The sequence below is a fragment of the Slackia heliotrinireducens DSM 20476 genome, assembly GCF_000023885.1.
Taxonomy (GTDB): Bacteria; Actinomycetota; Coriobacteriia; order Coriobacteriales; family Eggerthellaceae; genus Slackia; species Slackia heliotrinireducens.
The window spans coordinates 1,487,607-1,514,103 of sequence record NC_013165.1 but is presented as its reverse complement, the minus strand read 5'-3'; the positions used below and the strand labels follow the sequence as shown (position 1 = coordinate 1,514,103).

The window sequence follows — 26,497 nt, the reverse complement described above, 5'->3', positions numbered from 1 at the left end:
GTTATCAAATCATAATTTGTCGGTCGCGTCGGCCGCTAACCCAGCTTCGGCACCGGAATGTCGAACTGGTTCAGATCCTGCAGCGCCCGCACATCAAGACTCTCGCTGCTGTCGACCAGGGTCTCCAAAGCCGCCAGGAGTGCACCTGCTGCAGACAGTGCCGTCACGCACGTGACGCCGTGCTTGATGGCCTGCGTGCGCAGGTAGTAGCCGTCGGAGCGGGTCTCGGAGCCGTATGGCGTGTTGATCATGAGCACGATCTCGTTGTTCGCGATCAGATCGCCGATGTTGGGCGACGGTTCTGAGATTTTTGCCACGGTTGTGCAGTGCACGTTGCCGCCCCGCAGAGCCTTGGCCGTGCCTTCGGTCGACACGATCTCGAATCCCATGTGGTCGATGGCGCGCGCGATGGGCAGGATGTGGCGCTTGTCGCGGTCGCACACCGAGATGAACACCTTGCCAGACTTAGGCAGCTCGTAGCTGATGGCCAGCTGCGATTTTGCGTACGCCTCCGGATACGACGTAGCGATGCCCATGACCTCGCCCGTGGATTTCATCTCGGGCCCGAGCACCACGTCGGCGCCGGGGAAACGGCCCCACGGCATGACGGCTTCCTTGATGCAGAAATAGTCCAGTTCGCGGTCGTCGGCCGGCAGATGCAGGTCGGCGATCTTCGCACCCGCCATGATGAGCGAGGCGCACTTGGCCAGCTGCACGCCGGTTGATTTCGAAATGAACGGAACCGTACGGCTGGCGCGCGGATTGGCCTCGATGACGTAGATGGTGTCGTTCTTGATGGCGTACTGCACGTTGATCAGGCCCTTGACCCCCAGACGCAACGCCAGCTGACGCGTGATGGAGCGCAGCTGGTTGACGATGCGATCCGAGAAGCTGAACGGCGGGATGCAGGTGGCCGAGTCGCCGGAGTGGATGCCGGCCTCCTCGATGTGCTCGAGCACGCCGCCGATGTAGACGTCTTCGCCGTCGCACAGCGCGTCCACGTCGCATTCGTAGCCGCCTTCGAGGTAATGGTCCAGATACACCGGATGGTCGGGCGACACACGCATGGCCTCGGCCATATAGGTCTCCAGCGTCTGCGGGTTGTAGGAGATGAACATGCCGCGACCGCCCAAAACATAGCTCGGGCGCACCAGCAGCGGGAAGCCGATGCGGCTCGCCACCTTGAGGGCCTCCTCGTAACTTGTGGCCATGCCGGCGGCCGGGTAGATGATCTTCAGCTCGTCGAGGATCGCCGAGAAGCGTTCGCGATCTTCCGCCAGGTCGATGGCTTCGGGCTGGGTACCCATGATGGGCACGCCGGAATCGGCAAGCGCACGGGCCAGCTTAAGCGGAGTCTGGCCGCCCAGGGTGACCACCACGCCGTCAGGACGCTCCACGTCCACAATGTCCATCACGTCTTCGTAGGTCAGAGGCTCGAAATACAGACGGTCGGAGGTGTCGTAGTCGGTGGACACGGTTTCGGGGTTGCAGTTGACCATAATGGTCTCGAATCCGGCGTCATGCAGCGCGTAGGCAGCATGCACGCAGCAGTAGTCGAACTCGATGCCCTGGCCGATGCGGTTGGGACCCGCGCCCAAGATCATGGCCTTGGGCTTGTCGGTATGGGCGATTTCCGCGGGAGCCTCGTACCAGCCGTCGGAGCCGGCGGCGCGGTACGGATCCTCGTAGGTCTTGTAATGGTATTCGGTTTTGCTGGCGAACTCTGCGGCGCAGGTGTCCACGGTCTTGAACGTGGGAATGACGCCCAAGCCCTTGCGGTACGCGCGCACGACCTTCTCTTCGCTGCTGGTCAGATAGCCGATCTGCGCGTCGGACAGGCCGTACTGCTTGGCCACGCGCATGGCTTTGGCGTCGATTTCCTCCAGCCTGTGCCCCTTCAGGGCCTGTTCGACCGCGATGATGTCTTTCATGCGCCAGAGGAACCACTCGTCGATGCCGGTTGCCTCATGCAGCTGCTCGACGGTCCAGCCACGGCGCAGCGCCTCGGCCATGTAGAAGATGCGGTCCTCGGTCGGACGAGCTACGTACTCGTCGAAATGCTCCTCATCGAAGGAGTCCTTGCCGTCGGCGCCCAGGCCGGCGCGTCCGTTCTCAAGCGAACGCATGGCCTTGCCGAAGGATTCCTCGAAGGTGCGGCCGATGGCCATGATCTCGCCTACGGCCTTCATGCGGGTGGACAGCGTGGTGTCGGTGCCCTTGAACTTCTCGAAGGCGAAGCGCGGCACCTTGACTACGCAGTAGTCGATGGAAGGCTCGAAGCATGCAGGGGTTGCCAGCGTGATGTCGTTGATGATCTCGTCGAGCGTGTAGCCCACGGCCAGACGCGCCGCGGCTTTGGCGATCGGGAAGCCGGTCGCCTTCGACGCCAGCGCCGAAGAGCGGGACACGCGTGGGTTCATCTCGATGACGATCAAGCGTCCGTTGTCGGGGTTCAGCGCGAACTGGACGTTGGACCCGCCGGTCTCGACGCCCACCTTCTCCAGAATGGCCAGCGAGGCCACGCGCATGCGCTGGTATTCAACGTCGGAAAGGGTCTGCGCCGGGGCCACCGTGATGGAGTCGCCGGTATGCACGCCCATGGCGTCGAAATTCTCGATGGAGCATACGATGATGCCGTTGCCGGCACGGTCGCGCATGACCTCCATCTCGTACTCTTTCCAACCGATGATGCTCTCCTCCACCAGCACCTCGTTGGCCGGCGAAAGCTCGAGGCCCTGCGCCACGATTTCACGCAGCTGCTTCTCGTCGTAGGCGATGCCGCCGCCTGCGCCGCCAAGCGTGAACGAAGGGCGCAAGACCAACGGGAACCCGATGGACTTCGAAAGCTCCACGGCGTCTTCCACGCTGTAGGCGTATCCGCTGCGGGCACATTCCAGACCTATCTCCTCCATGGCCTCGGCGAAGAGCTTGCGGTCCTCGCCGCGCTCGATGGCATCCAGGTCGCAGCCGATCATCTCCACGCCGTACTTGTCAAGCACGCCGGATTTGGCCAGCTCAACTGCGGTGTTCAGGCCAGTCTGGCCGCCGATGGTGGGCAGCAGCGCGTCGGGGCGTTCCTTGGCGATGATCTTCTCCACGAACTCAGGCGTAATGGGCTCGACGTATGTGCGGTCGGCCAGCTGCGGGTCGGTCATGATGGTTGCCGGATTGGAATTGACCAGGACGACCTCGTAGCCTTCCTCCTGCAGCACCTTGCAGGCCTGGGTGCCGGAATAATCGAATTCGCAGGCCTGGCCGATGACGATGGGGCCGGACCCGATAACGAGGATTCGCTTGATGTCGGTACGCTTAGGCATTGGCGGCCTCCTTCTCTGCACCGAAGACCCATCCGGCCAGACGGTCCTTGGACACGTCGATGTCGAGATAATCAGGGTCGCCATCCATCAGCCGCACGAACGCCGTGAACAGGTAGTGGGCGTCGGTGGGGCCAGGACTTGCCTCGGGATGGTACTGTACGGAAAACGCCGGCACGTCGAGAAGCTGGATGCCCTCGCAGGTGCCGTCGTTGAGATTGACATGGGTCAGGCGAATGCGTCCGAAGCGCGGGTTGCGCACCACGGGGGCCACGCCGTTGCGCACCCAGAATCGCAGGTCGTCAACGGGCTCGCTGAAGCCGCCGGATTCCTCGGGAATCAGCTCGCCCAAGCTGGGATATACCAGGCCGAATCCGTGGTTCTGAGCGGTGATCTCCACGCGGCCGCTGATCAGATTCATGACCGGCTGGTTGCCGCCGCGATGGCCGAACTTCAGCTTCTCGATCTGAGCGCCGCATGCCAGGCTGATCATCTGATGGCCAAGGCAGATGCCGAACACAGGCACCTTGCCCAGCAGCTTCTCCACCTGGGTGAAGGTCTCCTCCACCGCATCGGGGTCACCAGGACCGTTGCTCAAAAACACCCCGTCGGGGTTCTGGGCCAGCACCTCTTCGGCAGACGTGTTCCAAGGAACCACCTGCACGTCGCAGCCTGCGCGGACCAGGCCCTGCAGGATGGAACGCTTGACGCCGCAGTCGTAGGCGACGATGCGATGACGGGGCTTAAGGGGCGCAGCCACTGCGAAGGCATGGCTTTCTGGCAGCTCGTTGAAGGCGTACGGAGCATCGCAGCTCACCGTTTCAGCCAGGTTGATGCCCACGATGGAAGGCGATGCGGCCACCTTGGCGGCAAGATCGTCCAAGTCCACCGTGCCTGTGGCGCTGATGATGGCCTTCTGGGCGCCGTGGTCGCGAATGTGGCGTACCAACGCGCGGGTGTCGATGCCTTCGATGGCCACGATATTGTGCTCCACCAAAAAGTCCGGCAGCGACTGGGCCGAACGCCAGTTGGAAGGCGTGCGGCACATGTTGTTGACCACTAGGCCGCGAAGGGCGGGCTTGGCCGACTGCGTGTCGTCAAGGTTGACGCCATAATTGCCGATCTGGGGATACGTCATCGTGACGATTTGGCCCGCATAGGACGGGTCGGTAATGACTTCGAGATAGCCCTCGAGAGAAGTGTTGAAGCAGATCTCACCGGTGGCTTCGCCAGCTGCTCCGCAAGAGGTGCCGACGAAAGCCGTTCCGTCTTCCAGCACCAGTGCGGCGGGAGCCGCATTCCCCCTGGTGGTGGCGGCAAGCATCGCGCGCGAGAGCGATTCGCGCTCTTGCCGCATGACCTGACTCGATGATTGATTCGCTAGTGCCTGGTTTGCCATGGCTGCTCCTTTCCGGTCTCCCGTACCGGTTTAAAGGATGGATAGTTCATGCATATACCGAGTGTCAACGTGCATAATGGCAAGCATATATGCAGTCAGAGATTATACGGTTCTCATGTATTGCATGCAGGCGAAATCCGCCAAAGGACACAGCACGAACACGGAAAGCCGTGCAACACCAACGTACCTGTACCGTATTTAGAACACCAAACCCGGCACGTAGATGAGCGCGGCGAACGTGCCGACGCCCGCGACGATACACCAGGCCATGGATTTGGTCTTGACACCCACCACCACGACGATGGCCGCAGCGATCATCGGGAAGAGCCACGTTGACACGTCTTGGCTGAACAGCTCGGGTTTAAAGAGGTCGTTCGTGACAAGAGCCGCAAATGCTGCAGGCGGAATGAAGCCGAGCGCCGTGACGAAGGTGTCGGGAAGCTCCTTGCCTTTCAGCAAGAACATAGGCGCCACGCGGCTGATGAGCATGGTGATGGAACATAGCCCGAAAATGAGGAAGAAGGCCTGCACAGACATGTCAGCTCACCACCTTGATGTCGGTGGCGCCGCTTGGTTTTCCTTTTGCCGTGCGACGCAGCGAAAACGCCAGCGCCGAGAACACGCCCACAAGCGCGCCGATCAGAATGGCCGGACCCGAAAGCCCTGCGAGCTTGCACACGATCACGCCCAAGATGGATCCGACGACAGCCACGCCGTTTTCCACGCTCAGCTTCTGCATGCACAGCAGACAGATGAACAGAGACGTCATGGCGAACGAGGCCAAAGCCGCAGGAACGGAGATCGCCGTGCCGACGATGCACCCGACCACATTTGAAGAGAACCACATGGACTGCGACATGATGTTGACCAGCAGAGCCTTGCGCACCGTCCAGTTGCCGTTCATGAAACGGGCCAGGTTCACGCCGAAGCTCTCGTCGGTGACCGACGCCCCGAAATTGAAGGTGAGGAATTTGCCGGCCGTCCCGCAGAACTGCGACAGCGATGCGCCGTACAGCATCTGACGCGTGTTCACCAACGTGACCGAAAGCACGATGGCGCTTATCGGGTTGCCGGCCATCCACATGTTCGGAATCATATATTGACCTGCGCCGGAATAGAACAGTGCACCCATGAGCGCAACCATCCAGACGTCCATGCCCGCTGCGGCGCACAGTATGCCGCAGGGCAGGCCCAACACGATATAGCCCACCATGATGGGCCACGCCGCCTTGAATGCTTCTTTTACCTCTTCCAATGTCATAGTTTCGGTATTATACCCGCGGTTTTGCACTTCGCACGAATATTTGCATTCGTCTCGAAAGCTACAGGAATGCAACAAGTCCGGCCGATCCATCGGGGCCTTTGCCCCTCCGCATCGAACCGGACCTGCACGCCTACGATCAGAACCGCATCAATTGAACACCATGGCCGTAAGCACCGCCACAAGCACGCAGCCGACCTTCGCAACCTCCAGGCTCAGGTGCTTCGCCAAAGTGCTTCCGCTGAAACGCTCCGGCGCACTCATGCTTTACAGCACCTCCTTGGCGATGGGTGCCAGGCCGCAGGAGATCTTCAGGTTGCCGTTCAGGCAGCGCAGCTCGTCGATCATGGCCTTCTCGCTTTCGCCTTCCTTCATCTGGATGTTGTATTTCAGCTGGTAGAGCGCGCCCATGTTGGAGGTCTGCACGCTGGTAAGCTCGTTCTCCTCGGTGTAGCGCGTGAACACCTCGTCGAACATGCCTTCGAATTCCAGGTCCTCAGGAACCGTGATGGAGAGCACCTTGGGCGGCATCGGTTTCTTGCCGAAGGACGTGCGGGAGAACACGATGTTCAGTATCGACACGATGATGGTGAACACGATGGCCAGGCTTAGGAAACCCATGCCCGTCGCCAGGCCTATTGCCATGGACAGAAACACGCTGGCGATGTCCTTGGCGCTGCCGGGGATGGAACGGAAACGTACCAGATTGAACACGCCCATGACCGCCACGCCCGCGCCGATGTTGCCGTTGACCAGCATGATCACCATCTGCACGATGACCGGCAGAAGCGCGATGGTCACGACGAAGCTCTTCGAGTAGCTGTTGCGGTACATGTAGACCACGGCGACGATCAGGCCCAGCAGGATGGACGCGATGGTGCACAGGAAGTAGTCGCCGGACGTCACGCCAGCGGCTGCGGACTCGGTGGAACCGAGAATCGAAGTGAATACATAGTCAAGCATGGTGGATCTCCTTGGGTTATGCTGCAGCCTCGGTGCCGCTGAGGTGCGCCCTCACGGCGTTTCCGTACTTCGTATACGAGGATTTGACGGCCTTGGCAGAGCTCAAAAGCTCGCTCAGCCACATGGGGTAGGCTCCGAGCACCTTGACCTCCATCAGGACCAGGCCGTCCTCAAGCAGCCTATGGGAAGGCGCCTCGAAGCAGGAGCCGAAGTCCTGCGCGGCCGCTTCGCGGGAGATGTGCTGCAGGTCGGCGTATTCGATCGATTCGTCGAACGTGATGCGCACGTCTCCGATGCCCGCCGTTTCTTCGGAATGAATATTCGCATCAGACGCCCCGACCGGCTCCCAAGCCACGCGAACGGCGTTGATCAACATGGACGGGCATAGTCCTTCGTAGCGGTCGCGAGTGGCGACAAGCTCCGAAGCTATCTGGACCGACTTGGCCGTGCGGGCAGGTTCGCCCAAAACGGAACGCGCAGGCATGAAGGCATCCAGGGCATCCAGGTAACTCTTGTCGGCCAGCATGAGCGCGCCGGCGACGCCTTCGTTCACATGGACCCTGCGCTTGTAGGTGATGCCCTTGAATTTCTTCTTGAGTTCCACGAACACGGCGTCGCAATCCGCAGCCGGCACCACGTTGCTGTTGGCCGGGACGTAACGGCGCACGCGCAGCTTCTCTTTATAGACCTGCTTGCCGTCGTACCGCACGGCGATGGAGCGGTCCGGCGTGTCCAGATACACGCTCTGGATGAGCGATCGCCCGTACATGTCCGGCTGCATGTGCCCGACCAAACCCTGACGTATGGTTTCGTATTGCTCGAGTGTAAGCAGGTATTTGACTTCTTTTCGTTGGAAAACGTCTTTGCTCATGGGTGATTCCCCCTTCCCGACCGCCCCTGCGGCCGTCGTTTATGACAGTCAACATGCTAGGTCCCGTTCCTTAAACAAACCTTAAAGCCCGAAGCGATGTTGTTGCCGACCCGAACAGCAGACGCCTCGGCCCAAAACGACACCGTTGCCGATTCTCAACGGCGGACGCCGCAAACGAAGCACGACTTCTTTCAGGTTCATTTAAGTCTTGCGGGTACAATGGGACCATGCACAACGCGAGAAAGGTATGGACGGATGCAGGTCTTGATAGTTGAGGACGATGTGCGGCTGGCGTCGGCTCTGAAGCATATTCTGGAAGACAACGGCTACCTGGTCGACATGGTCCACAACGGCCAGTCCGGCTACGACTACGCCGTGGCAGGCATTTACGACGTGGTCATTTTAGATGTCATGCTGCCGAAGATGAACGGCTTCGAGGTAGTGGCGTCCCTACGTCGCGCGAACTTGGATACGCCCGTGCTGCTGCTGACGGCGCGCGATGCCATTCCCGACAAGATAACCGGACTGGATTCCGGAGCCGACGACTACATGACCAAGCCCTTCTCCCCCGCGGAGCTGCTGGCGCACCTTCGCGCGCTCACCCGCAGGCAGGGCCAGGTCGTTTTCGAGAAGCTGGAAGCTGGCGACCTGTCGCTCAACCTTGAGAGCCACGACCTTTCCAGCGGTCAGAAGACCATCAACCTCAGCTTCAAGGAGTACGAGATCGCGAACATCCTCATGTCCAACGCAGGCCAGATCATCTCGAAAGAGCAGCTCATCTCCAAGGTCTGGGGCGTGGAGTCCACCGCCGACGACAACAACGTCGAGGCGTACATTTCATTTTTGCGCAAGAAGCTGAAGTTTTTGGGTTCTTCCGTGTCCATCGACACCGTGCGCCGCGTAGGTTACAAGCTCAACGTCGATGGAGCGTCAAATGCTTAAGAATCTCCGCACGAAATTCGTCGCCTACACCATGGCCATGGTTTCCGCCGTGGTCATCGTCACGTTCGCTGGAATCGCCGCATACAGTTACCAGAACGAGATGAACAGCTTGGACATGGCGCTTGAACACGCGGTTTCCGATGACCGCGCCGTGGGTGGAAAAGACGGCATGGCAGGCCCGCGGTCGGACGACACGCAGGCGCCTTTTGCCGATGGGAACATGGACGAAGTACCGGACGGCCAGATGGCAGGACCGCAGATCGGCGGCGGTGCAGGACGCGAACAGCTCATTCCCGTTGCCGTGTACCTGCAGGCAGAAGACGGCTCCCTGAGTTCCCAACCGGGCCTTGCCACGGCGCTGATTTCCGACGAGGTCCTCGCATCCGTGAGCCCAGACATCTTGGACGCCGCCGACGGCAAAGGATACCTGAGCGACGCCGGGCTGTACTACCTGAAGCGCACCACCGATTCGTGCATTTACGTCGCTTTTGCCGACGAAAGCTCCGTCAGCAACTGGAAGTCACTGGCCTTGGCGCTGGTCTTCGCGGGCGTCGGCGTTCTGGCGCTGTTCTTCGTGCTGAGCATCTTCCTCTCCCGCTGGGCGCTGCGTCCCGTGGAGGAAGCCTGGACCGCTCAGAAGCAGTTCGTGGCCGACGCGTCGCACGAGCTCAAAACGCCGCTGACGGTGATTCTGGCGAACGCATCCATCCTGCTGAAGCACCCGGAGCGTTCCATCGCGCAAGAAAGCCAATGGATAGAATCCACCCAGGTGGAGGCTGAACGCATGCAGGATCTGGTAAGCGACATGCTCACGCTTGCGCAGGTGGAATCCGCATCCCGGCCCGAGCATTCCGACGTGGATTTCAGCACGCTGGTCGACGGCATATCGATGCAGTTCGACTCGGTCGCCTACGAGAACGGGGTGTATCTGGACACCCAGGTGGAAGAGGGCATCCATGTGAACGGCAACGTGAAGATGCTGGACAAGCTGGTGGCCACGCTTATCGAGAACGCCTGCAAGTACGCAGGCACAGGCGGCTCCATCGACGTGAAGCTGTTCCGCACGTCCCATCAGATCAGGCTCGACGTCCATAACACCGGAAACCCCATCCACCCTGAAGACCTGGCACATATCTTCGACCGGTTCTACCGTGCCGACAAGGCACGCACCCACGAGGACAGCAGCTTCGGATTGGGTCTGGCCATCGCCCGCTCGATCGCCGAGGAGCACGGCGGCACCATAGAGGCCACAAGCTCCGAGGCCGAAGGCACCACCTTCTCGGTCACGTTGCCGGCCATGTAGCAAACATCCGATAACACCAACGGGTCATCAAGCCGCGTGCGTTTCCATCAACTGATTGATGCCGTCATACACGGCGTTGTCCTCATGCGGAATGCAGTCCTGCACCCAGTTCCACCAAAAGCATCCGCCGATATAGCGTTGCGACGGAGCCTTTAGGCCGTAATAGAAGCCTGCCATGCGAAGCTTGCTCTCCTCAGTGGCATCCTCGGCTACGTTTCCGCACTCGCCGAACCCTACCGATGCATCAGGGAACGCATCCTCAAAGGAGTTGAATACCCCACTCCAATCAGGGATGTATCCCTCGTTGTCGTCCTCGTAGTAGCTGATCAGCGCATAATCCACGTTTTCACAGAGCGCTTCAGGAAGGTTCTCCTCCATCCATTCGAACATATCCTGGTCGTCAGGACGCGCGTAGTACATGGTCAACGCCGTTTTCGCATCACGGGAACGAAGCCAGTCGTTAACGACTTCGACCTTGGATACGATCAACGCCGGCTCCTGCCCGATCCACTCAACACCGTTTATCTCGTTGCCGATTTCCCACAGATCGACATACGGCCCAAGCACCTCGTACGCTTCTTGGAACCGTTCCAGATACGCCTGCTCGTCTTTGTAGGAATTCATTTCCGAAGAATCGACCGGACAGGCCATGATGTAGGCGACTTCGTGAATCTGTGCGAAGAGCGGTTCATAATCCTCAGCGGATAGCTCTGTAGACATGACCAGTCGCACAGTGGGCTTCACTGGCATGTCTTCTATTGCGGCAACGATGTCATCCGTACTGACGTCGTCATACCAGCTGTCATCCACGGTAATGCCGTACAGCCAGCGCTCGTTGACAGCCGCAGAAGGCTCGGTTTGCACGTTGGAGGTTCGATCCGCAACGCACGCAACCGATACGAGCAACAGGATTCCTGCCAGAACAGGCCCGATTATGCGTTTCATCTGATGTCCGTTTCAATTATGTCCGGATATAACAAAAAGCCCCTTGAGAAAGGGGCGGAAGTTCGATGGTGGATCGTCGGGGACTCGAACCCCGGACCTTGGGATTAAGAGTCCCCTGCTCTACCAACTAAGCTAACGATCCGTTCAAAGATATGTCAAAGTGCGTCTTTCGAAAAGCGCTCAGCTATTATATACCCTGTCGGCCAAAAAGCAAGAACTTTTTTCAAAAAAAGTCTGGGGTGGGTGAGGGGACTCGAACCCCCGATCTCCAGAGCCACAATCTGGCGCCTTAGCCAACTAGGCCACACCCACCGTTTGACGCGAAGCGTTACTATACGGATGTTTCACCTACTTCGCAAGGGGTGCCGCAGAATTTTTTCCAAATCCAAATGATGCACACGACTTTAGCATGATGCATCCCTGCACCTTCGCAAAGCACCTCCTGCGCATTACGTGCGAATTCTCTGCACAGCTCAAGCTTGCTGGTATAATATCCGACGCACTGCCCCTGTAGCTCAATGGATAGAGCACCAGACTTCTAATCTGATGGTTGTGGGTTCGATTCCCCCCAGGGGCACCATGATTGCATTGCCCGGTCGTTCAAGCGGATCGGGCTTTTCTTTTTCTTCACGAATACACGCAAACCATCCTCCGCTCCCCCCGTCGTCCGAAGGCAACGTTTCGTTGACACCCAGTTCGCGCGCCCGAACTGGACTATCAACCGCTACAATAAAAAAGTCAAACCATACAAGGAGCCCTATGGAAAGCAACATCTTCGACACTGCGCTTGTTTTCGAAGGCGGCGGCATGCGTTGCAGCTACTCGGCCGGCTTCGTGAACATGCTGCTCGAAAACGAAATCTACATCAACGACGTGTACGGTCTGTCCGCCGGCGCCAGCAACACCGTGAACTACCTTACCCGTGATAAGAACCGCGTGAAGGCATCGTTTGTCGACATCGCTTCGTTTCCCGGTTTCTGCGGGTTCGGAAGCTTCCTTACCGGCAAGGGCTACTTCGACGCCTACAACATCTACCAATGCATGGGCAAATCGGACGGCCCACTCCCCTTCAACCTGCAGGCGTTTCTCGACAATCCGGCACATGCCACCATCCAGTCGTTCAACCGCGATACCGGAGAAACCGTGTATTGGACCAAAGACGACATGCGCAGCCTGAACGACATCATGGTGCGCGTGCGGGCATCATCCACGTTGCCTGTGGCCATGCCTTCTCCCCAAATCGACGGCAACTGGTATTACGACGGCGGCCTTGGCATCGGTGCAGGATTCATTCTGCCGCGCGCCATCGACGACGGCTTCAAACGGTTCGTCATCGTGCGCAGCCGCCCGAAGAGCTACCGTAAAACCGACCCCGGGTTCTCGGGCAAGCTGATCAACGCCGCACTGCACAAATACCCCAAGGTTTGCGAGGCCCTGAACACCCGTAAGGAGCGCTACAACGCTTTCTGCGACCAGATTGAACAGCTGGAAGCGGAAGGGTCCGCGTTCGTGTTCTACGCGGAAAACCAGGCCTGCGAATCCGGCGATTCGGACATGGCGAAGCTGGAAGCGAACTATCAGGAAGGCTACAAGCAGGCCTACCGCGACCTGCCTGCGCTCAAGGAGTTCTTGGGCATCTAATCAGAATCGGACCGAGGGGCCGGCACGTCCCGCAGAAACTCGAAGAACGCCCGCGCTGCAGGCTCAAGGCGGTCGTCTTTGCGGGCGTGGGCCGCCACATCGAAGCCGCGTTCGGCGACGTTCCCGCGCAGCGGCACCTTCGCAATGTCCGGAAACGGAGCTAGGCTGGATGTGAGAAGCGAAAGCCCCACCAGGGCGTCTTTCTGAACCAGCGCGCCAAGCATGACCTCGTCCTCGTAGTTGCGAATCATGTCCATGCGCTCTAAGGCCTCCCCAACCGTGATGCCTTCTGCCTGCGCCTCGGATTCAAGCCATGCATCCACCGCGCTTCCAGGGTGCGTGCCCGCACGGTAAGTGACTAGCGGGCGCCCCATCAGGTCCGATAGCGTAACGCAGTCGTGGCCAGCAAGCACATGCCGCTTGGACATGATGGCCACCAGCTTCTCGTAGTACAGATGCTCGCTTTCAAGGGAGGAATCATCGACATTCGAGCAGATGGCGATGTCGAACCGACGATCTTTAAGCCCAGCCAGCAGATCGCGGGTGGATCCCTGCATGACCTGGAATTCCACATACGGCCCGTGCAGCTTCTGGAAACGCAGCATGGCGTCGGGCAGAAACGACGACCGAGCCGTGTCGATGCAGCCCACCTTCACCAATCCCGAAAGATGCCCCTGCCGGCCCTTGAGCTCGGCCTTCGCACGCTCCAGCGCACCCAAGGCTTCCTCTACCGCCTGCTGGAATATGCGTCCTTCCTCGGTCAGGCGCACGTTGCGGCCTTCGTGCTCCAGCAGTTTGCAGCCCAGCTCGTCTTCCAAGCTCTTCACGGCATGGGATATGGTCGATTGGCGCACGAACAGCTCGTCGGCTGCCTGCGAGTAATGCTCGTATTCGGCAAGTTTGCGGAAATACACAAGATGTTGCAAGTTCATAGAGCCTCAATCAGGATGTATGCAAAGCGTTCATACATCCTAGCACAACCTATGACAAACGTTCAGAGGTTGCTGCACGGGGTTTTGTGAAGTCCGTTGAACCTCCGCAGCCGCAGACGTACCTTGCCAATGTACCGAACACGCACCGAAGGAGTATGAGCTGTGAGCATTTTCGTAAGCGCCGCCAACCAGATGGCCATTCTGTTTGTAGTCATCGGCCTGGGGTTTTTCGCCCGCAAACGTGGGATGATGGACGACGGTTTCGATAAGAAGCTCTCCGCAGTGGTCATCAACATCTGCATGCCGGCCCTTATCGTGGCCTCGGTGCTTACCAGCGACAGCCTGCCCTCCACAAATACGTTGCTGCAGATCCTGGGCTGGTCCACGGTGGCATACCTCATGATCATCGGCATTGCGCTTATCGTGGGGCACCTCATCCGCACCGACGCCCGCAGGCGCGGCACGCTGGAGTACCTCATGACCTTCGGCAACGTCGGCTTCATCGGGTTTCCCGTGCTGCACGCCATCTTCGGCGCGCAAGGGGTGCTCTACGGCGCGGTGCTGAACATCCCCTCCACCATCTTCACCTGGTCTGCAGGCGTCATGATGCTGTGCGCCCGCGACGGCGGCGACGGCTCCGACAGCATGCTGAAAGCACAGCTCAAGCAAATGGCGAAAGCTCTGATCTGCCCCTGCATGATCAGCTGCTACGTGGCATTGGCCCTGGTGCTTCTGCACGTGACCGACAGCGGGTTCTTCGGCAGCACCACATCGCTCATCGGCCAAATGACCACTCCGGGCGCTATGCTCGTCATCGGTTCGTCTTTGGCGAAGCTTCCTGTCAAGCAGATGCTGACCAACGTGAGCCCCTACATCGGTTCGGCCGTACGCCTGATTCTGGTTCCTGTGGCGGTGTATTTCGGCCTCGGCCACTTCATTAGCAACCAGCTGCTGCTGGGCGTCATCACCATGTGCGTGGCGATGCCCGCCGCCTCCAGCGGCACCATGATGTGCATCGATTACGGTGGAGACCTCAAAACCATGACGCAAGGCACGTTCATCACCACCGTCGCCTCCATGGGCACCATTCCGGCGGTTTCGCTGCTGCTCATCTAAAGTGTTCCGGCGCACACCGGTATCCGACCGACCGCACTGCTGCGATGTTTCGGTTGATTCGCCTATTCTGTTTGCAGGATGATTCCACGCTTAACGGCGCTTGCGCTTCTCACAACGGCCCAGCAGCCAGTCGACGCTTACGTCAAGCTCGTCGGCCACAGCCAGTATGGACATTGTGGACGGAAGGGTCTCCCCTTTCTCGTACAGCCACAGTGCCGAATAAGAAATTCCCGTTGCCTTCGCAACGCTATAGAGAGACCGCTCTCCACGAGCGGTTTTCATTCGTTCTGAAAATACCTTCCTCAGGTCTTCAGATGCTTGGAGATAATCCCCACCAGTATTAGCCATTCCCGCACCTCAAGTTGTTATACGAAGCTTATTTATATAATGTTTGTAACATTCTCGGATGCGTAATATATATGCGTGTTTGGCATATGTCAATCTCCATACTATACCGAATCCAATAGATTCCGAACACACATGCTCAAAAGCTTCGAACCGCTGCGATATACTGAAATCGCACAAGAGCCACGAAGAGAGGGCATTCCATGAGCAACGAGGAATACGATTCTCGAAACTTTTCGTCCGCCGAGGACGGTCGTAAGAAGCATACGGTTTTCACGGATGCGGACCAAACTCCCATTGCAGCCACCGAGCCCGTCCGCCCGCCGGAGCCCGCTCCTCCCGCACCTGCAAGCCCGTATGAAACCTACAAGCCGGCCAAGGCCCAGGAGCCTTACTCGTCTCAGGTGTATTACCAGCCCACGGAGGACTTCGACCAGCATGACGGCGGGGCTCTTCTGAATGCGGATGACTTCGTGGCCCCGTCCGCCTCTGCGGCCTTGGTGTGCGGCGTGCTGGCCCTTGTGACGAGCAGCACCGTCATACCCAGCGTGATGCTGGGCATCGCAGCAATCGCACTGGCCAGGCGCCACGTGAACAACTACGGCCGCGACGGCAAGGCCACCGCAGGCAAGGTCTGCGGCATCGTGAGCCTGATCATTTCGGCGCTCATGCTCTTAGGCGTGACGGCTGCGATCATCGGGTCGTCCCTCGACGATTACAGCGAGGTGGAAGAGGTTGCCTGGTCGGACAGCGTCGATTTCTCAGACGATGCGGCCGACGAGGCCTTCGCGGCCATGTATGACCCGACCTGCGAGTACTTCACTCACCCCGACGAGGACTTCGAGGCGCATTTCAAGGAAGCCCTGAACAGTAGGTACCAGGACCAGCACGGCTACACCCTGACGGAAATGGGCGTTGATGTGGACGAGGTGTACGAGTTTCTGATCAGCGGCACCACCGTGGAGTTGGATTCCAGCTGCTTCTACGGATACACAGACGGAACAGCAACGGCATATCCGAGAATACACTGCTACAACCTGTACCTTCTTGATACCTTCACCTCTGCGTTCATGAACGAAGTAGGCTACGATGCATCTGCCCAGACCTATGGAGAGGCATTCACGAAGGGGTTCGAGGAGTTCAAAAAGGTCGACAAGACGGTGACCACCGACGGCTACACCGCCTATGTGTCTTACCAGAAGAACGGCGACACCTGGGAGTTCGCCGATCCTGATGCCCTTAAAGACGAAGCGTCCATGGCCTACGACATCTACTACTAGACCGAACACCCCATAAACGACAAACGCCCGCTTTCGAGCGGGCGTTTTCATGTTTCGGTATGTTTTTCCGATGCGCTACTGGGCGTTGGGATTGGGTTTTGGCTCGAAGGGAACCGTGGGTGCGTCGTTCCACACCTCGTCCAGACGGTAATAGTCGCGGCCTTCCGGTTGGAAGACGTGCACAACGAAATCGCCGAAGTCCATAAGCGACCAGAAGCCCTCGCGGGCGCCCTCCACATGAAGGGGCTTGACGCCTGCCAGCTTGATCTCGTCGTCTTCGATGGCGTTGATGACCGCGCTGATCTGGCGGTTGTTCTGCGCCGTGATGATAACGAAGTAGTCCGTAACCCCGATGAGGTCGCGGACGTCCTGAATGACGATGTCGGTAGCCTTCTTGTCGTCGGCGGCGTTGGCCGCGATCATGACCTTTTCGAGGGACGTGAGTCCTTTGTCCTGAGCCAAAGCGGGCTCCTTTCTCTGTATCACATGCGCACAGACGCATGGCAAGGTTCGTTTCGCAAGGGGATATCTTACCCAATGCGAACGGGAATTTACATCTTACAAGGTGTTTTCCGCAACCTCAGCAGAAGCGGTCGCGTCTTGGACGCGTTCGGCCAGCGACGCTTCGCGCCTCAGCACCAACGCATTCCACGTGCCAAGCGACCCTGGAAACACCGTCTTGCCAGAGCGTACCAGGTACAGGAGGGACTGCTGGTACGTCAGGTAATACAGCTCGTCCAGGTCCACTTCGCCCACGGCTGCACGCAGGTCCTCGACGCCTTCGAAGTCACGGCCCGGCTCGATCATGTCGGCCACGTAGATGACCATATCCAGATCGGTCATATCGGGATCTCCGCAGGTGTGGCGGTAGATTGCCTGCAGCACCGCATCGGAGAGCTCCGGGAACTCGTCGCGCAGGCTGGCTCCCGCCGTAAAGGAATGCAGCACGCCCACGGCGTTTTTCCGCACCTCTTTGGGAACCTCGGGGCACAGGCGCTTCGCCTTCTCGCGGACTTCCTTTTTGGACAAGGCCTTGTCCCAGTCGTGCAGAAGCCCCGCAACGGCTGCTTCCGACTCGTCCACGCCGTAGATGCGGGCAAGCTGCTCTGCAGTCTGAGAAACGCCCAGAGAATGCGTGTAACGGGTCGGTTTCACGCGGGCCTTCAGACGCTCGCGCATTTCGTCGAATCGGTTCACGTCGACCATCGGATGCTCCTAATCTTCCAACGGATACAATCCGTGCTCTTGTATGTATTCCACCACCGGCTGCGGCGTGAGGTAGCGGATGGACTGACCGTTGCGCACCTTGGTGCGCAGATCCGTCGAGGATATGGCCAGGGCCGTGATTTCAAGTTGATGAAGGTCGAACAGGTCCTCCTGCGAGCGGAGGTACTCCTCGCGGGCTCGGTCCATGCTGTAGCCGGGCCGCGTCACTCCCACGAAATGGGCCAGAGCGCCCAGTTCGGCGGCGCCGCGCCACGACGCGATGTTGGCGATGGCGTCCGCTCCGGAAATGAAGTACAGCTCCACGTTGTCGGGATAATGGCTGCGCATGATGCGCAGCGTGTCCACCGTGTAGGTCTCCCCCGCCCGGTCGATCTCGATGCGGCTCACGCAGAACTTCGGATTGTCGGCCACGGCCAAACGGGTCATAGCGAAACGGTCCTCGGCTCCTGACACGCGGCGGTTGTGTTTCATCCACGGGTCGCCGGCCGGCATGAAGACCACACCGTCCAGATGGAAGGCATCGGCCACCTCCTCGGCGCAGGACAGGTGCCCCATATGGATGGGGTCGAAGGTGCCGCCCATGATGCCCAGACGGTAGGTGCGTGAGGGATCTTCCAACCCCAGCGTGTCGAAACGTTCGCAAATCGCAGCCACAGGGGCCTCCCGTTACTCGAACACCATCAGCTCGTCGCGGTGGATGACCACGCCCGAATCCTTGTTCAGACCCTCGGACGAGCACTTGGCCAGACCGCGGGCGATAACGAAGCCGTCCATGTCGATCACATCCAGCACGTCGCCCTCGTCGAAGTCGTTGTCCACGTGCTTGATCCCGGCCGCCAGCAGCGATTTGCCGTGCCCAAGCAGGGCTGCAGCGGCGCCCCTGTCCACCGTTATGCGGGCCTTGGTGGAGTTGCCCAGGGCAATCCACAGCTTGCGCGGCGTGATTTCGTGACGGGGCTCGTGGGCCGAAAACAGGGTGCCGATCCGAGGCTCGTCCTCAAGGCTGCGTACGATGACCTCCTCGGCGCGGCCGTGGCAGATGACCAGCGAGATGCCCGCTGCACCCAGCACGCGTGCCGAAGTGAGCTTGGTCACCATACCGCCCGATCCCACGCTGCTGCCGGCGCCAGAGGCACCCTGCATGATTTCGGGGGTGATGCGGTCCACTACGCGGATGATTTCGGCATCGGGGTTGGTCTGAGGATTAGCCGTGTACAGGCCGTCGATGTCGGACATGATGACCACACGGTCGGCGCCGATCAGGCAGGCGACCAGTGCCGCCAGCGTATCGTTGTCGCCGAACTTGATCTGTTCGACGGACACCGTGTCGTTCTCGTTGACGATGGGCACCACGCCCAGCTCGATAAGCCTCAGGAAGGTATCGCGGGCGTGCAGGTAGGCGTTGCGGTCTGCCGTGTCGCGGCGCGTGAGCAGGACCAGCGATGTGAGGATGCTGTAGGGCGAAAACGCTTGGTCATACGCGGCCAGCAGTACGCGGGTGCCGACGCTTGCCGCAGCCTGGACCGTCGGCATGTCTTTCGGTCGCTTGATGGGCAGGCCCATGGTGCGAAGCCCGCACGGAATGGCGCCGGAGCTTACGATGACCACGCCCCATCCCTTGTTGCGCATACGCCAGACCTGATGCGCAAGGTCCGCCAGGAACATCTGGTCGGCTTGACCGTCTGCGGTCGTCAGCGTGGACGAACCGATCTTGATGACGGCGACCTTCTGCTTCGCTTCCTCCATTAGATATCCAGCTCCTCAAACATATCCTCATGTTCGGATGTCTCGAAATTGAAGGCGCGGCCTACGATGCGGATCTCGTCGCCGTCCACAGCCCCTGCCTTGAGCAGGAGCTTCTCCAAGCCAAGACGGTCGAATCGGTGTTGCAGAAACGCCATAGCCTCTTCGTTTTCCCAGTCGGTCTGCACAACCATGCGCTCGATCTGCACGCCTTCCACGCGGAAGACGCCCTCGGAAAGCTTGCGCACATTGATGCGTTTGTCGCGGGCAGAACGTGCGTGCTCCCACACCTGGTCGTATTGCACGTCGGATGCGGCGGCCTCCTTTGCGGCTTCACGCAACTCGTGCACCTTGCTGCCAAGGGCGTCCACCATGGAGTCGATGCCCATGCCCGTAAGCGCGCTTACGCGGTACACCTTTGCCTCGGCCACGCTGTCGGCATACTCGTTGCCGCCGGCAGCCTTGATGGCGTCCTCTCGAACGGCGGCTTCCAGTTCGCGGAGTTTGCCCTCGATGCCGGGCATGTCGCACTTGTTGGCCACGACGATGCGGGGCCTATCCGCCAGCTCCTTGGCGTACAGTTCCAGCTCGCGGTTGATGATGTGGTAATCCTCCACCGGGTCGCGGCCCTCATAGCTGCCGGTCATGTCTATCACGTGCACGATGATGGCCGTACGCTCGATGTGGCGCAAGAATTCATGCCCCAAGCCCTTGCCCTCGTGGGCGCCTTCGATCAGGCCCGGTACGTCAGCAACGACGAAGTCGTACTCGTCGCCGCGCACGACGCCCAGATTGGGCACCAGCGTGGTGAAGGGATAGTCGGCGATCTTGGGACGTGCAGCGCTGATACGCGCGATGATGGAGCTCTTGCCAACCGACGGCATGCCCACCAAGGCAGCGTCGGCCATGAGCTTCATCTCCAGCTCCACCCACATCTCCTTTGCGGGTTCGCCCAGCTCGGCGAAGGTAGGCGCACGGCGGGTGGAGGTGACGAAGTGAATGTTGCCGCGGCCGCCCATGCCGCCTTCGGCTACGACGACCTGTTCGCCCTCATGGGTCAGGTCTGCGATCAGCTCGCCGGTTTCTTTGGTCTCTTCGTTGTATTCACGCACAACCGTGCCGATGGGAACCTTGAGCACCAGGTCCTCTCCGCGGGCGCCGTGCATGCGGCTGCCCTTGCCATGGGTGCCGCGCTCGGCCTTGAAATGGTGCTTGTAGCGGTATTCGATAAGGGACGACACCGAACCGTCGGCCTTCAGGATGACGTTGCCGCCATGACCGCCGTCGCCGCCGTCGGGACCGCCCTTGGGCACGTGGGCTTCTCGACGGAAGCTCATGCAGCCCGCGCCGCCATCGCCGCCTTTCAAATAGATGTGCACCTTGTCAGTAAACATAGTTCTCCGTTCCGGGATGCGCCGCCGCTATCAAGCGAATTGACGCCATTATAAGCAAAGAGCCCGCATATGCGAGCTCTCCCCTCCGATCCCCAAATGTATGAGGTTAGTTTTCGGCTTCGACCGCTTCCACCGGACGGACGTTAACGATGTGACGCGTCTTCTTGGTGCGGCGGGTGCTGGTGGTGAACTCAACAACACCTTCGGTCAGAGCGAACAGGGTGTCGTCCTTGCCACGACCGACGTTCTCGCCGGGATGGAAGTGGGTGCCGCGCTGGCGAACGATGATGTTGCCGGGGATGACGTACTCGCCACCGTAACGCTTGACGCCGAGTCGCTGTGCGTGAGAATCGCGGCCGTTGCGCGAAGAGCCAAGACCCTTTTTATGTGCCATTGTAAACTACCTGCCCTTCGAGTTACTGAGCGTCGGCAGCAACGCCGCCGATGCTGTCGATCTTGATGCGGGACAACTTCTGACGATGACCCTGCAGCTTCTTATAATTCTTGCGCTTCTTGAACTTGAAGACGAGCTGCTTCTCGCCCTTGAACTGCTCAAGAACAGTCGCGACAACCTTGGTTGCTGCGGCATCTTCGAGCTCGACCTTGCCGTCGTTGACGACGCAGATGGCCTCAAGCTCGACCTGTTCGCCCGTGGCAACGTCCAGCTTCTCGACGGAAAGGATGTCGCCGGGAGCAACCTTGTACTGTTTTCCACCGGTTTTTACGATAGCGTACATGTCTAAATCTCCTTGAATGTCTAAAAACGCAAGGCGATATTTTATCGGCGCCGTGGGTTTGCGTCAATACATATCACCAGACAAGACCCCGAAAACCTTGCAGTGTTCGCAATTTGCACACACTGTTGGGACCTCAGAGCCCATCCTTTTTTATGCCGTGCCTTACCCATGGGGAAACTTATGGTTAAAGCGCCGACGTATCATACCACCAATGCATGTCGAATGCACCTGATGAAGTGCACCTTCGCAACTTGCATACAATCGGTAGTTGAACGGGCCAAAATACTGTACGGTGTTCGGGCGCCACGCTTTCCTTCGGTGGCACCTGCCAAGAGCTTCCTTTACGGGCGTTTTGCGTCTGGCGTCAGCAAAATGGACCCGCACGAAGCGGGTCCTCGGTACATCCGTATCTCTAGTGCGCGGCTGCCCAGTTGGGACCGGACGACACATCCACCAGCAGCGGCACTTTGAGCTCGACGATGGTCGACATGACCTCTCGCACCATGTCGCTCAGGCGTTCCAGCTCATCGGCAGGCACGCTCAGGTCCAGTTCGTCGTGCACCTGCAGCATGAGCTGCGATTCGAAGCCGTCCTCGATCAGGCGGCGTTGGACCTCGTTCATGGCCAGCTTGATGATGTCGGCCGCCGAGCCTTGCATGGGGTGGTTCATGGCCGTGCGTTCACCGAACCCTCGCTGCACGGCGTTGCGCATCTTCAGCTCGGGGATGTGGCGCTTTCGTCCGAACATGGTGACGGCGTACCCCGTCTGCTTGGCGTCTTCCACGGTCTTGTCCAGATAGGAGCGGACGCCGGGATACGCCTCGAAGTAGCGGTCGATCATGTCCTGGGCCTCTTTGAACCCGATGTCCAGGCTCTGGGCCAGACCAAACGCCTGCTGTCCGTAGACGATGCCGAAGTTAACGGCCTTTGCGCGGCTGCGCAGCTGCGGCGTGACCTCGTCCACCGGAACGTCGAACACGCGAGCCGCCGTGGCAGCATGGAAATCGGCGCCGGAGCAGAACGCGTCCACCAGATGCTCGTCGCCGGACAGGTGCGCCAGCAGCCTGAGCTCGATTTGGGAATAGTCCGCCGACACGAACACGTCTCCTTCGTGCAGCGGCACGAAGCACTCGCGGATGCGGCGCCCGAAATCGGTGCGGACGGGAATGTTCTGCAGGTTCGGGTCGCTGGAGCTCAACCGGCCGGTGGTGGTCACCGTCTGGTTGAAATGCGTGTGCACGCGCCCGTCGTCGGCGCGCATGCGCGGCAACGCATCAATATAGGTAGAAGACATCTTGGCCAGCTCGCGGTAGCGCAGCACCTCGTCGGCTATGGGGTGGATGGACTGCAGCTTCTTGAGCGTGGCGGCATTGGTGGAATACCCCGTGCGCGTCTTCTTGCCGTGGGGGAGTCCCAGCTTGTCGAACAGGATGACGCCCAGCTGCTTGGGGGAATCCACGTTGAATTCCTCCCCTGCCAGCTCGTGGATATGCGCGCGCAGCGAGTCTATCTCACCGCGGGTGGCAGACCCCATAGCGGCCAGGGCGTCCACGTCAAGCTGCGCGCCCACACGTTCCATAAGCGTCAACGTGGAAACCAACGGCAGGTCGATCTTGTAATACACGTCCGCAGAGCCGTCTTTGTCGAGAGCTTCGCGCAGCGCATTCACCAAGCGGGGCGCAACCAGAACGTGGACGGCCGCCGCCGCGTCGTCGTCCTTGGTCTCGGGCAAGGACGATGCAAGGTATGTGTCAGCCAGCGCATCGTAGGCAAAGACGTCGGTGTTGGAATTCAGAAGGTAGGCGGCAAGGCCGATGTCGAAGTAGTCCGCATGGCGAACGTCGTCCGCGGTCAGTTCGGCATCCTTCGCGGTGTCGGCCGGATAGCCTTCCTGCAGGGTCTTCTTCACGTCCAACGCGCAGAACCGCGCTTCGCGGACCACCCTGCCGAAGGCAGGCGCCACTTCCTCGTCGGTAAACTTGAACACGGCTTCGGCCGTGCCGGCGAACATCGTTTTGAAGTCGTCGAACAGGCTGGCCTGGTCGGGCACGACGAATTCGAGCGCGATCATCTGGCCGGCGTCGATGGCCGCAGCCAGCCCTTCGGCGGCTTCGGCTCCCGTAAGCACGTCCGCTTTCGGCAACTCGATTGCGGCGGCAGCGGTTACCGGCGCCTCCTGCCCCGCCAGCCCCAGCATCTTCTGCAGGTGGGAATTGAACCGCACCGCGTGGAACGCATCGGTTACGGCCTGCGCGTCGAATGCCGGAAACGCCGCCGCTTCCAGGTCGACCTCCAGGTCCACGTCACGCACGATGGTAGCCACCTCGCGGCTGATGAACGCCACGTCGCGGTTGTTGGTCAGGTTCTCGAGCTGCTTGCCCTTGAGCTTGTCCAGATTCTCGTAGATGCCGTCCATGGTGCCGTAGTTCTGCAGCAGCTTGGCCGCGGTCTTGTCGCCGATGCCCGGCACGCCGGGGATGTTGTCGGCGGAGTCGCCCTTCAGCCCCAGAAAATCGGGGAACTGCTCGGGAGTCACGCCGTAGCGCTCCTCCACCTCGGCGGGGCCGTAGATGGCCACGTCGGTAATGCCCTTCTTGGTGGTGACGACGCGCGTCAGGTCGGTCACCAGCTGATACGCGTCTTTGTCGCCGGTGATCAACAGCGTTTCATACCCCAGCTCCTCGTCGCGGGCGGCGATGGTGCCAAGGATGTCGTCGCCTTCCCAACCCTTCAGGCGGACCACCGGCACGCTCATGGCCTCAAGCAGGCTTTCGATGACCGGGAACTGCACGCGCAGCTCGTCATCCATCGGCGGACGCTGCGCCTTGTATGTTTCAAGGGCCTTCATGCGGAACTCGGGCTTGCCGGCGTCGAACGCGCAGATGACCGCGTCGGGCTTGGCCATCTCGTAGAGCTTCAGGAACATGGCGATGAATCCGAACACCGCGTTGGTAGGCGTGCCGTCAGGCGCGTTCATGGTCGGCGGAACCGCGTGGTAGGCGCGGTACATGAGCGAGTTTCCGTCGATGACGGCTATTTTCTTGGGCATGGATTTCCTCCCATCGGCCGTTCGGCCTTTGCGATAGTTGTTCATAAAGTATAGCAGCCGTTCGACGCCTTCACGCAGCCGACACGCAAACCGTCACCGGGTCCGCAACGAAACGAGCCCCGCTAGGCAGGGCTCGCTGTGTCCGGAATAGGAAGACGCTACTTCTGCTTCGGTTTTGCCTGCCAGTACAGGTTGTCGTACAGCGCGATGTTGGGGTTTTCGCCGTTGACGTAATCTTTGCTCAGCTCGGCAAGGATCTCTTCGCTGTGGGTTGTGGGGTCGTCGTAGCTCACGCTGAGGGCCCACGCATCGACCAAGGGCTGTATGCGGCCGATCATGTACTCGTAGAGAAGCTTCTGGTTCTCCAGGTCCTCCACATACACCGAATCGTCCGCAAGCTCCATGGCGTTCAGGTTGTCCAGGTCGTTCTGCAAGTCCTCCAACAGCGACAACGCGTTCGCGTAATAGCCTTCTCGAACGGCCTGCGAGGGGTCCACGAATCCGTTGTTGAACTCGTCCAGGCACGTGAACAGTCGGTTCTTGTAGATGCCCAGATTCTCGTAATAGCTCACGAGCTGGGTGTACACTTCACTGTCAGACGGGGCGGCAGGGGCGTCGGCAATGTTCTCGGTGGGCGTGATGGCTTCGACCTGGGTGGTTTCCGTACCGTCCAGGCTGTTGCCGGAGGCAGGCAGGTCGACGTTCTTGTCGGCCCAGATGAAGTAGAAGCCAACGAGGGCGGCGACCAGACATGCCGCGGCAGCCACGCCGATGACGATGTGTTTCTTGCTCTTGGGAATGCCGGATTCGCTGGAATAACGCGTGGCCCGACCGCCGGACACGACCACACGGTCCGAGATGGCGCCTTTGTCCATACGCTGGGTGTCGGACGCGGGAATGGATTCGCCGCCGACGATGTCGATGCCGCGCATGCGGTCGATGGCATCCCGGGATCCGTCCACGGTGATGATCTCAGGCGCCCGTGCGCCGCATTCGTTACAGTAATGCGCGCCCGGCTCCAGCTCGGCACCGCACCATGAGCAGTAGTATTTGGCCACGCGTCCTCCTTTCCGCAAATGTGCCCTCACAATAATAGTGGTACTTGCCGCTTCGCGACAGTATGATTCGCTAGATTCCTTCGCCGTATCCGAATCGGCGGATCTGGTTCAGGTCGCGTCGCCAGTTCTTCTTGATCTTCACGTTGAGGTCCAGGTACACGCCGCAGCCCAGAAGCTGCTCCAGGTCCTTGCGGGCCTCGATGCCGATCTGTTTGATGGCCTGGCCGCCCTTGCCGATGATGATGCCCTTCTGGCTGTCACGCTCCACGTAGATGGTCGCGTAGATCTTATACAAGTCCTTCTTACGCTCGTATTGCATGTCCTCGGTGACCACGCCGATGCTGTGGGGCACTTCGTCGCGGAAGCTGCGCAGGATCTTCTCACGGATGAACTCGGCCACGATGACTTCCAGCGGCTGGTCGGTGTCCATGTCGTCCGGGAACCACTTGGGGCCTTCGGGAAGCCAGGTGGCCACGGCTTCTTCGAAGCCGGATACGTTCTTGCCGGTCTTGGCCGACAGAACAACGATCTCATCCCAGCGAGCCAGCCTCTTGGCGGCCTTCATCTGCTCTTCGATCACCTTGGGCTCGACCAGGTCGGCCTTGGTCAGAATGAGAATCTTATGGGGCGCATGCACCTCGTTCACCTGGGCAGCAACCCATTCGTCGCCGCGGCCGATGGGTTTGGAGCAGTCGATCAGCATGGCCACGACATCCACGTCCTCCATGGCCTTGATGGCAGAGGTGTTGAGCTCCTGGCCCAGCGCATCGTGAGGTTTGTGCAAGCCCGGCGTGTCAACCATGATGATCTGCATGTCATCGCGCGTCACAATCGCGCTGAAACGGTGCCGGGTGGTCTGGGCCGTGTTCGACGTGATGGCCACCTTATGGCCCACCACAGCGTTGATCAGCGTTGACTTGCCTGCGTTCGGGCGTCCCACCAACGTGACGAAGCCGCTCTTAAACGTATGTGCCATG

General features: G+C 59.8%; 24 protein-coding genes and 3 tRNA genes. 6 read left to right on the top strand and 21 right to left on the bottom strand.

Annotation, left to right across the window (positions count from 1 at the left end; translation table 11 throughout):
• Positions 1-35: 35 nt before the first annotated feature.
• The 6 genes from carB to SHEL_RS06460 all read right to left on the bottom strand — a co-directional run bounded on the left by carB (position 36) and on the right by SHEL_RS06460 (position 7,808).
• Positions 36-3,317: a carbamoyl-phosphate synthase large subunit gene (carB, locus tag SHEL_RS06485; RefSeq protein WP_012798449.1), complete on the bottom strand. Its 3,282-nt coding sequence runs from the start codon at positions 3,315-3,317 to the stop codon at positions 36-38.
• The gene (gene carA, locus SHEL_RS06480) at positions 3,310-4,713 is read right to left on the bottom strand and encodes a glutamine-hydrolyzing carbamoyl-phosphate synthase small subunit (RefSeq protein WP_012798448.1); all 1,404 of its coding nucleotides are present in this window, start codon (positions 4,711-4,713) and stop codon (positions 3,310-3,312) included. Before carA ends, carB begins: the two co-directional genes overlap by 8 nt.
• 198 nt (positions 4,714-4,911) lie before the next feature.
• Positions 4,912-5,250, bottom strand: coding sequence for an AzlD domain-containing protein (locus tag SHEL_RS06475; RefSeq protein WP_012798447.1), 339 nt, complete (start codon positions 5,248-5,250; stop codon positions 4,912-4,914).
• 1 nt (position 5,251) lies between these two features.
• Positions 5,252-5,974, bottom strand: a complete 723-nt coding sequence (locus SHEL_RS06470) for an AzlC family ABC transporter permease (RefSeq protein WP_041422507.1) — start codon at positions 5,972-5,974, stop codon at positions 5,252-5,254.
• 267 nt (positions 5,975-6,241) lie between these two features.
• A complete protein-coding gene (locus SHEL_RS06465; RefSeq protein WP_012798444.1) occupies positions 6,242-6,937 on the bottom strand; it encodes a DUF4956 domain-containing protein in 696 nt (231 codons plus the stop codon).
• Positions 6,938-6,953: 16 nt separating this feature from the next.
• Positions 6,954-7,808 (bottom strand): polyphosphate polymerase domain-containing protein, encoded by an 855-nt coding sequence (locus SHEL_RS06460; RefSeq protein WP_012798443.1) that lies wholly within the window; start codon positions 7,806-7,808, stop codon positions 6,954-6,956.
• Between the two features lie 255 nt (positions 7,809-8,063).
• Between SHEL_RS06460 and SHEL_RS06455 the strand changes: the two genes are divergently transcribed.
• Together SHEL_RS06455 and SHEL_RS06450 are read left to right on the top strand one after the other, a co-directional pair.
• Entirely contained in the window at positions 8,064-8,750 is a 687-nt protein-coding gene (locus tag SHEL_RS06455) for a response regulator transcription factor (RefSeq protein WP_012798442.1), read from the top strand.
• Complete coding sequence (locus SHEL_RS06450) at positions 8,743-10,053, top strand: sensor histidine kinase (protein ID WP_012798441.1); 1,311 nt, start codon at positions 8,743-8,745, stop codon at positions 10,051-10,053. Before SHEL_RS06455 ends, SHEL_RS06450 begins: the two co-directional genes overlap by 8 nt.
• Before the next feature lie 27 nt (positions 10,054-10,080).
• Here the strand turns inward: SHEL_RS06450 and SHEL_RS06445 are convergent, their stop codons facing one another.
• The 3 genes from SHEL_RS06445 to SHEL_RS06435 form a co-directional block, all read right to left on the bottom strand.
• The gene (locus tag SHEL_RS06445) at positions 10,081-10,998 is read right to left on the bottom strand and encodes a glycoside hydrolase family protein (RefSeq protein WP_012798440.1); all 918 of its coding nucleotides are present in this window, start codon (positions 10,996-10,998) and stop codon (positions 10,081-10,083) included.
• Positions 10,999-11,064: 66 nt separating this feature from the next.
• Positions 11,065-11,140: transfer RNA gene (locus SHEL_RS06440), tRNA-Lys, on the bottom strand.
• A 93-nt stretch (positions 11,141-11,233) separates the two neighbouring features.
• Positions 11,234-11,310, bottom strand: a tRNA-His gene (locus tag SHEL_RS06435).
• 192 nt (positions 11,311-11,502) lie between these two features.
• Here SHEL_RS06435 and SHEL_RS06430 point away from each other — a divergent pair.
• Together SHEL_RS06430 and SHEL_RS06425 are read left to right on the top strand one after the other, a co-directional pair.
• Positions 11,503-11,578, top strand: a tRNA-Arg gene (locus tag SHEL_RS06430).
• Positions 11,579-11,757: 179 nt separating this feature from the next.
• Complete coding sequence (locus tag SHEL_RS06425) at positions 11,758-12,639, top strand: patatin-like phospholipase family protein (protein ID WP_012798439.1); 882 nt, start codon at positions 11,758-11,760, stop codon at positions 12,637-12,639.
• On the opposite strand, the gene SHEL_RS06420 is transcribed toward SHEL_RS06425, so the two are convergent.
• Positions 12,636-13,571: a LysR family transcriptional regulator gene (locus tag SHEL_RS06420; protein ID WP_012798438.1), complete on the bottom strand. Its 936-nt coding sequence runs from the start codon at positions 13,569-13,571 to the stop codon at positions 12,636-12,638. The two genes, SHEL_RS06425 and SHEL_RS06420, sit on opposite strands and share 4 nt — an antisense overlap.
• A 162-nt stretch (positions 13,572-13,733) precedes the next feature.
• Here SHEL_RS06420 and SHEL_RS06415 point away from each other — a divergent pair, with 162 nt between their 5' ends.
• Positions 13,734-14,687: an AEC family transporter gene (locus SHEL_RS06415; RefSeq protein ID WP_012798437.1), complete on the top strand. Its 954-nt coding sequence runs from the start codon at positions 13,734-13,736 to the stop codon at positions 14,685-14,687.
• Positions 14,688-14,777: 90 nt separating this feature from the next.
• Here the strand turns inward: SHEL_RS06415 and SHEL_RS14855 are convergent, their stop codons facing one another.
• A complete protein-coding gene (locus tag SHEL_RS14855; RefSeq protein WP_169304509.1) occupies positions 14,778-14,969 on the bottom strand; it encodes a helix-turn-helix domain-containing protein in 192 nt (63 codons plus the stop codon).
• 266 nt (positions 14,970-15,235) lie between these two features.
• Between SHEL_RS14855 and SHEL_RS14320 the strand changes: the two genes are divergently transcribed.
• Positions 15,236-16,312, top strand: a complete 1,077-nt coding sequence (locus SHEL_RS14320) for a DUF4190 domain-containing protein (protein ID WP_012798436.1) — start codon at positions 15,236-15,238, stop codon at positions 16,310-16,312.
• A gap of 75 nt (positions 16,313-16,387) precedes the next feature.
• Here the strand turns inward: SHEL_RS14320 and rsfS are convergent, their stop codons facing one another.
• The 10 genes from rsfS to era form a co-directional block, all read right to left on the bottom strand.
• The gene (gene rsfS / locus SHEL_RS06405; RefSeq protein ID WP_012798435.1) at positions 16,388-16,774 is read right to left on the bottom strand and encodes a ribosome silencing factor; all 387 of its coding nucleotides are present in this window, start codon (positions 16,772-16,774) and stop codon (positions 16,388-16,390) included.
• A gap of 96 nt (positions 16,775-16,870) precedes the next feature.
• The gene (gene yqeK, locus SHEL_RS06400; RefSeq protein WP_012798434.1) at positions 16,871-17,518 is read right to left on the bottom strand and encodes a bis(5'-nucleosyl)-tetraphosphatase (symmetrical) YqeK; all 648 of its coding nucleotides are present in this window, start codon (positions 17,516-17,518) and stop codon (positions 16,871-16,873) included.
• A 9-nt stretch (positions 17,519-17,527) separates the two neighbouring features.
• Positions 17,528-18,193 carry a nicotinate-nucleotide adenylyltransferase gene (gene nadD, locus SHEL_RS06395; protein ID WP_012798433.1) on the bottom strand — a complete coding sequence of 222 codons (666 nt, stop codon included), beginning with the start codon at positions 18,191-18,193 and terminating at the stop codon, positions 17,528-17,530.
• Positions 18,194-18,205: 12 nt separating this feature from the next.
• Positions 18,206-19,285 (bottom strand): glutamate 5-kinase, encoded by a 1,080-nt coding sequence (gene proB / locus SHEL_RS06390; protein WP_012798432.1) that lies wholly within the window; start codon positions 19,283-19,285, stop codon positions 18,206-18,208.
• Positions 19,285-20,676: a GTPase ObgE gene (obgE, locus tag SHEL_RS06385; protein ID WP_012798431.1), complete on the bottom strand. Its 1,392-nt coding sequence runs from the start codon at positions 20,674-20,676 to the stop codon at positions 19,285-19,287. Before obgE ends, proB begins: the two co-directional genes overlap by 1 nt.
• A 106-nt stretch (positions 20,677-20,782) precedes the next feature.
• A complete protein-coding gene (gene rpmA / locus SHEL_RS06380; RefSeq protein ID WP_012798430.1) occupies positions 20,783-21,070 on the bottom strand; it encodes a 50S ribosomal protein L27 in 288 nt (95 codons plus the stop codon).
• A gap of 22 nt (positions 21,071-21,092) precedes the next feature.
• Complete coding sequence (gene rplU / locus SHEL_RS06375; RefSeq protein WP_012798429.1) at positions 21,093-21,413, bottom strand: 50S ribosomal protein L21; 321 nt, start codon at positions 21,411-21,413, stop codon at positions 21,093-21,095.
• 412 nt (positions 21,414-21,825) lie between these two features.
• Positions 21,826-24,462 (bottom strand): DNA polymerase I, encoded by a 2,637-nt coding sequence (gene polA / locus SHEL_RS06370; RefSeq protein WP_012798428.1) that lies wholly within the window; start codon positions 24,460-24,462, stop codon positions 21,826-21,828.
• A 158-nt stretch (positions 24,463-24,620) separates the two neighbouring features.
• Complete coding sequence (locus tag SHEL_RS06365; RefSeq protein WP_012798427.1) at positions 24,621-25,520, bottom strand: zinc ribbon domain-containing protein; 900 nt, start codon at positions 25,518-25,520, stop codon at positions 24,621-24,623.
• A gap of 70 nt (positions 25,521-25,590) precedes the next feature.
• Complete coding sequence (gene era / locus SHEL_RS06360; protein ID WP_012798426.1) at positions 25,591-26,496, bottom strand: GTPase Era; 906 nt, start codon at positions 26,494-26,496, stop codon at positions 25,591-25,593.
• Position 26,497: the final 1 nt, after the last annotated feature.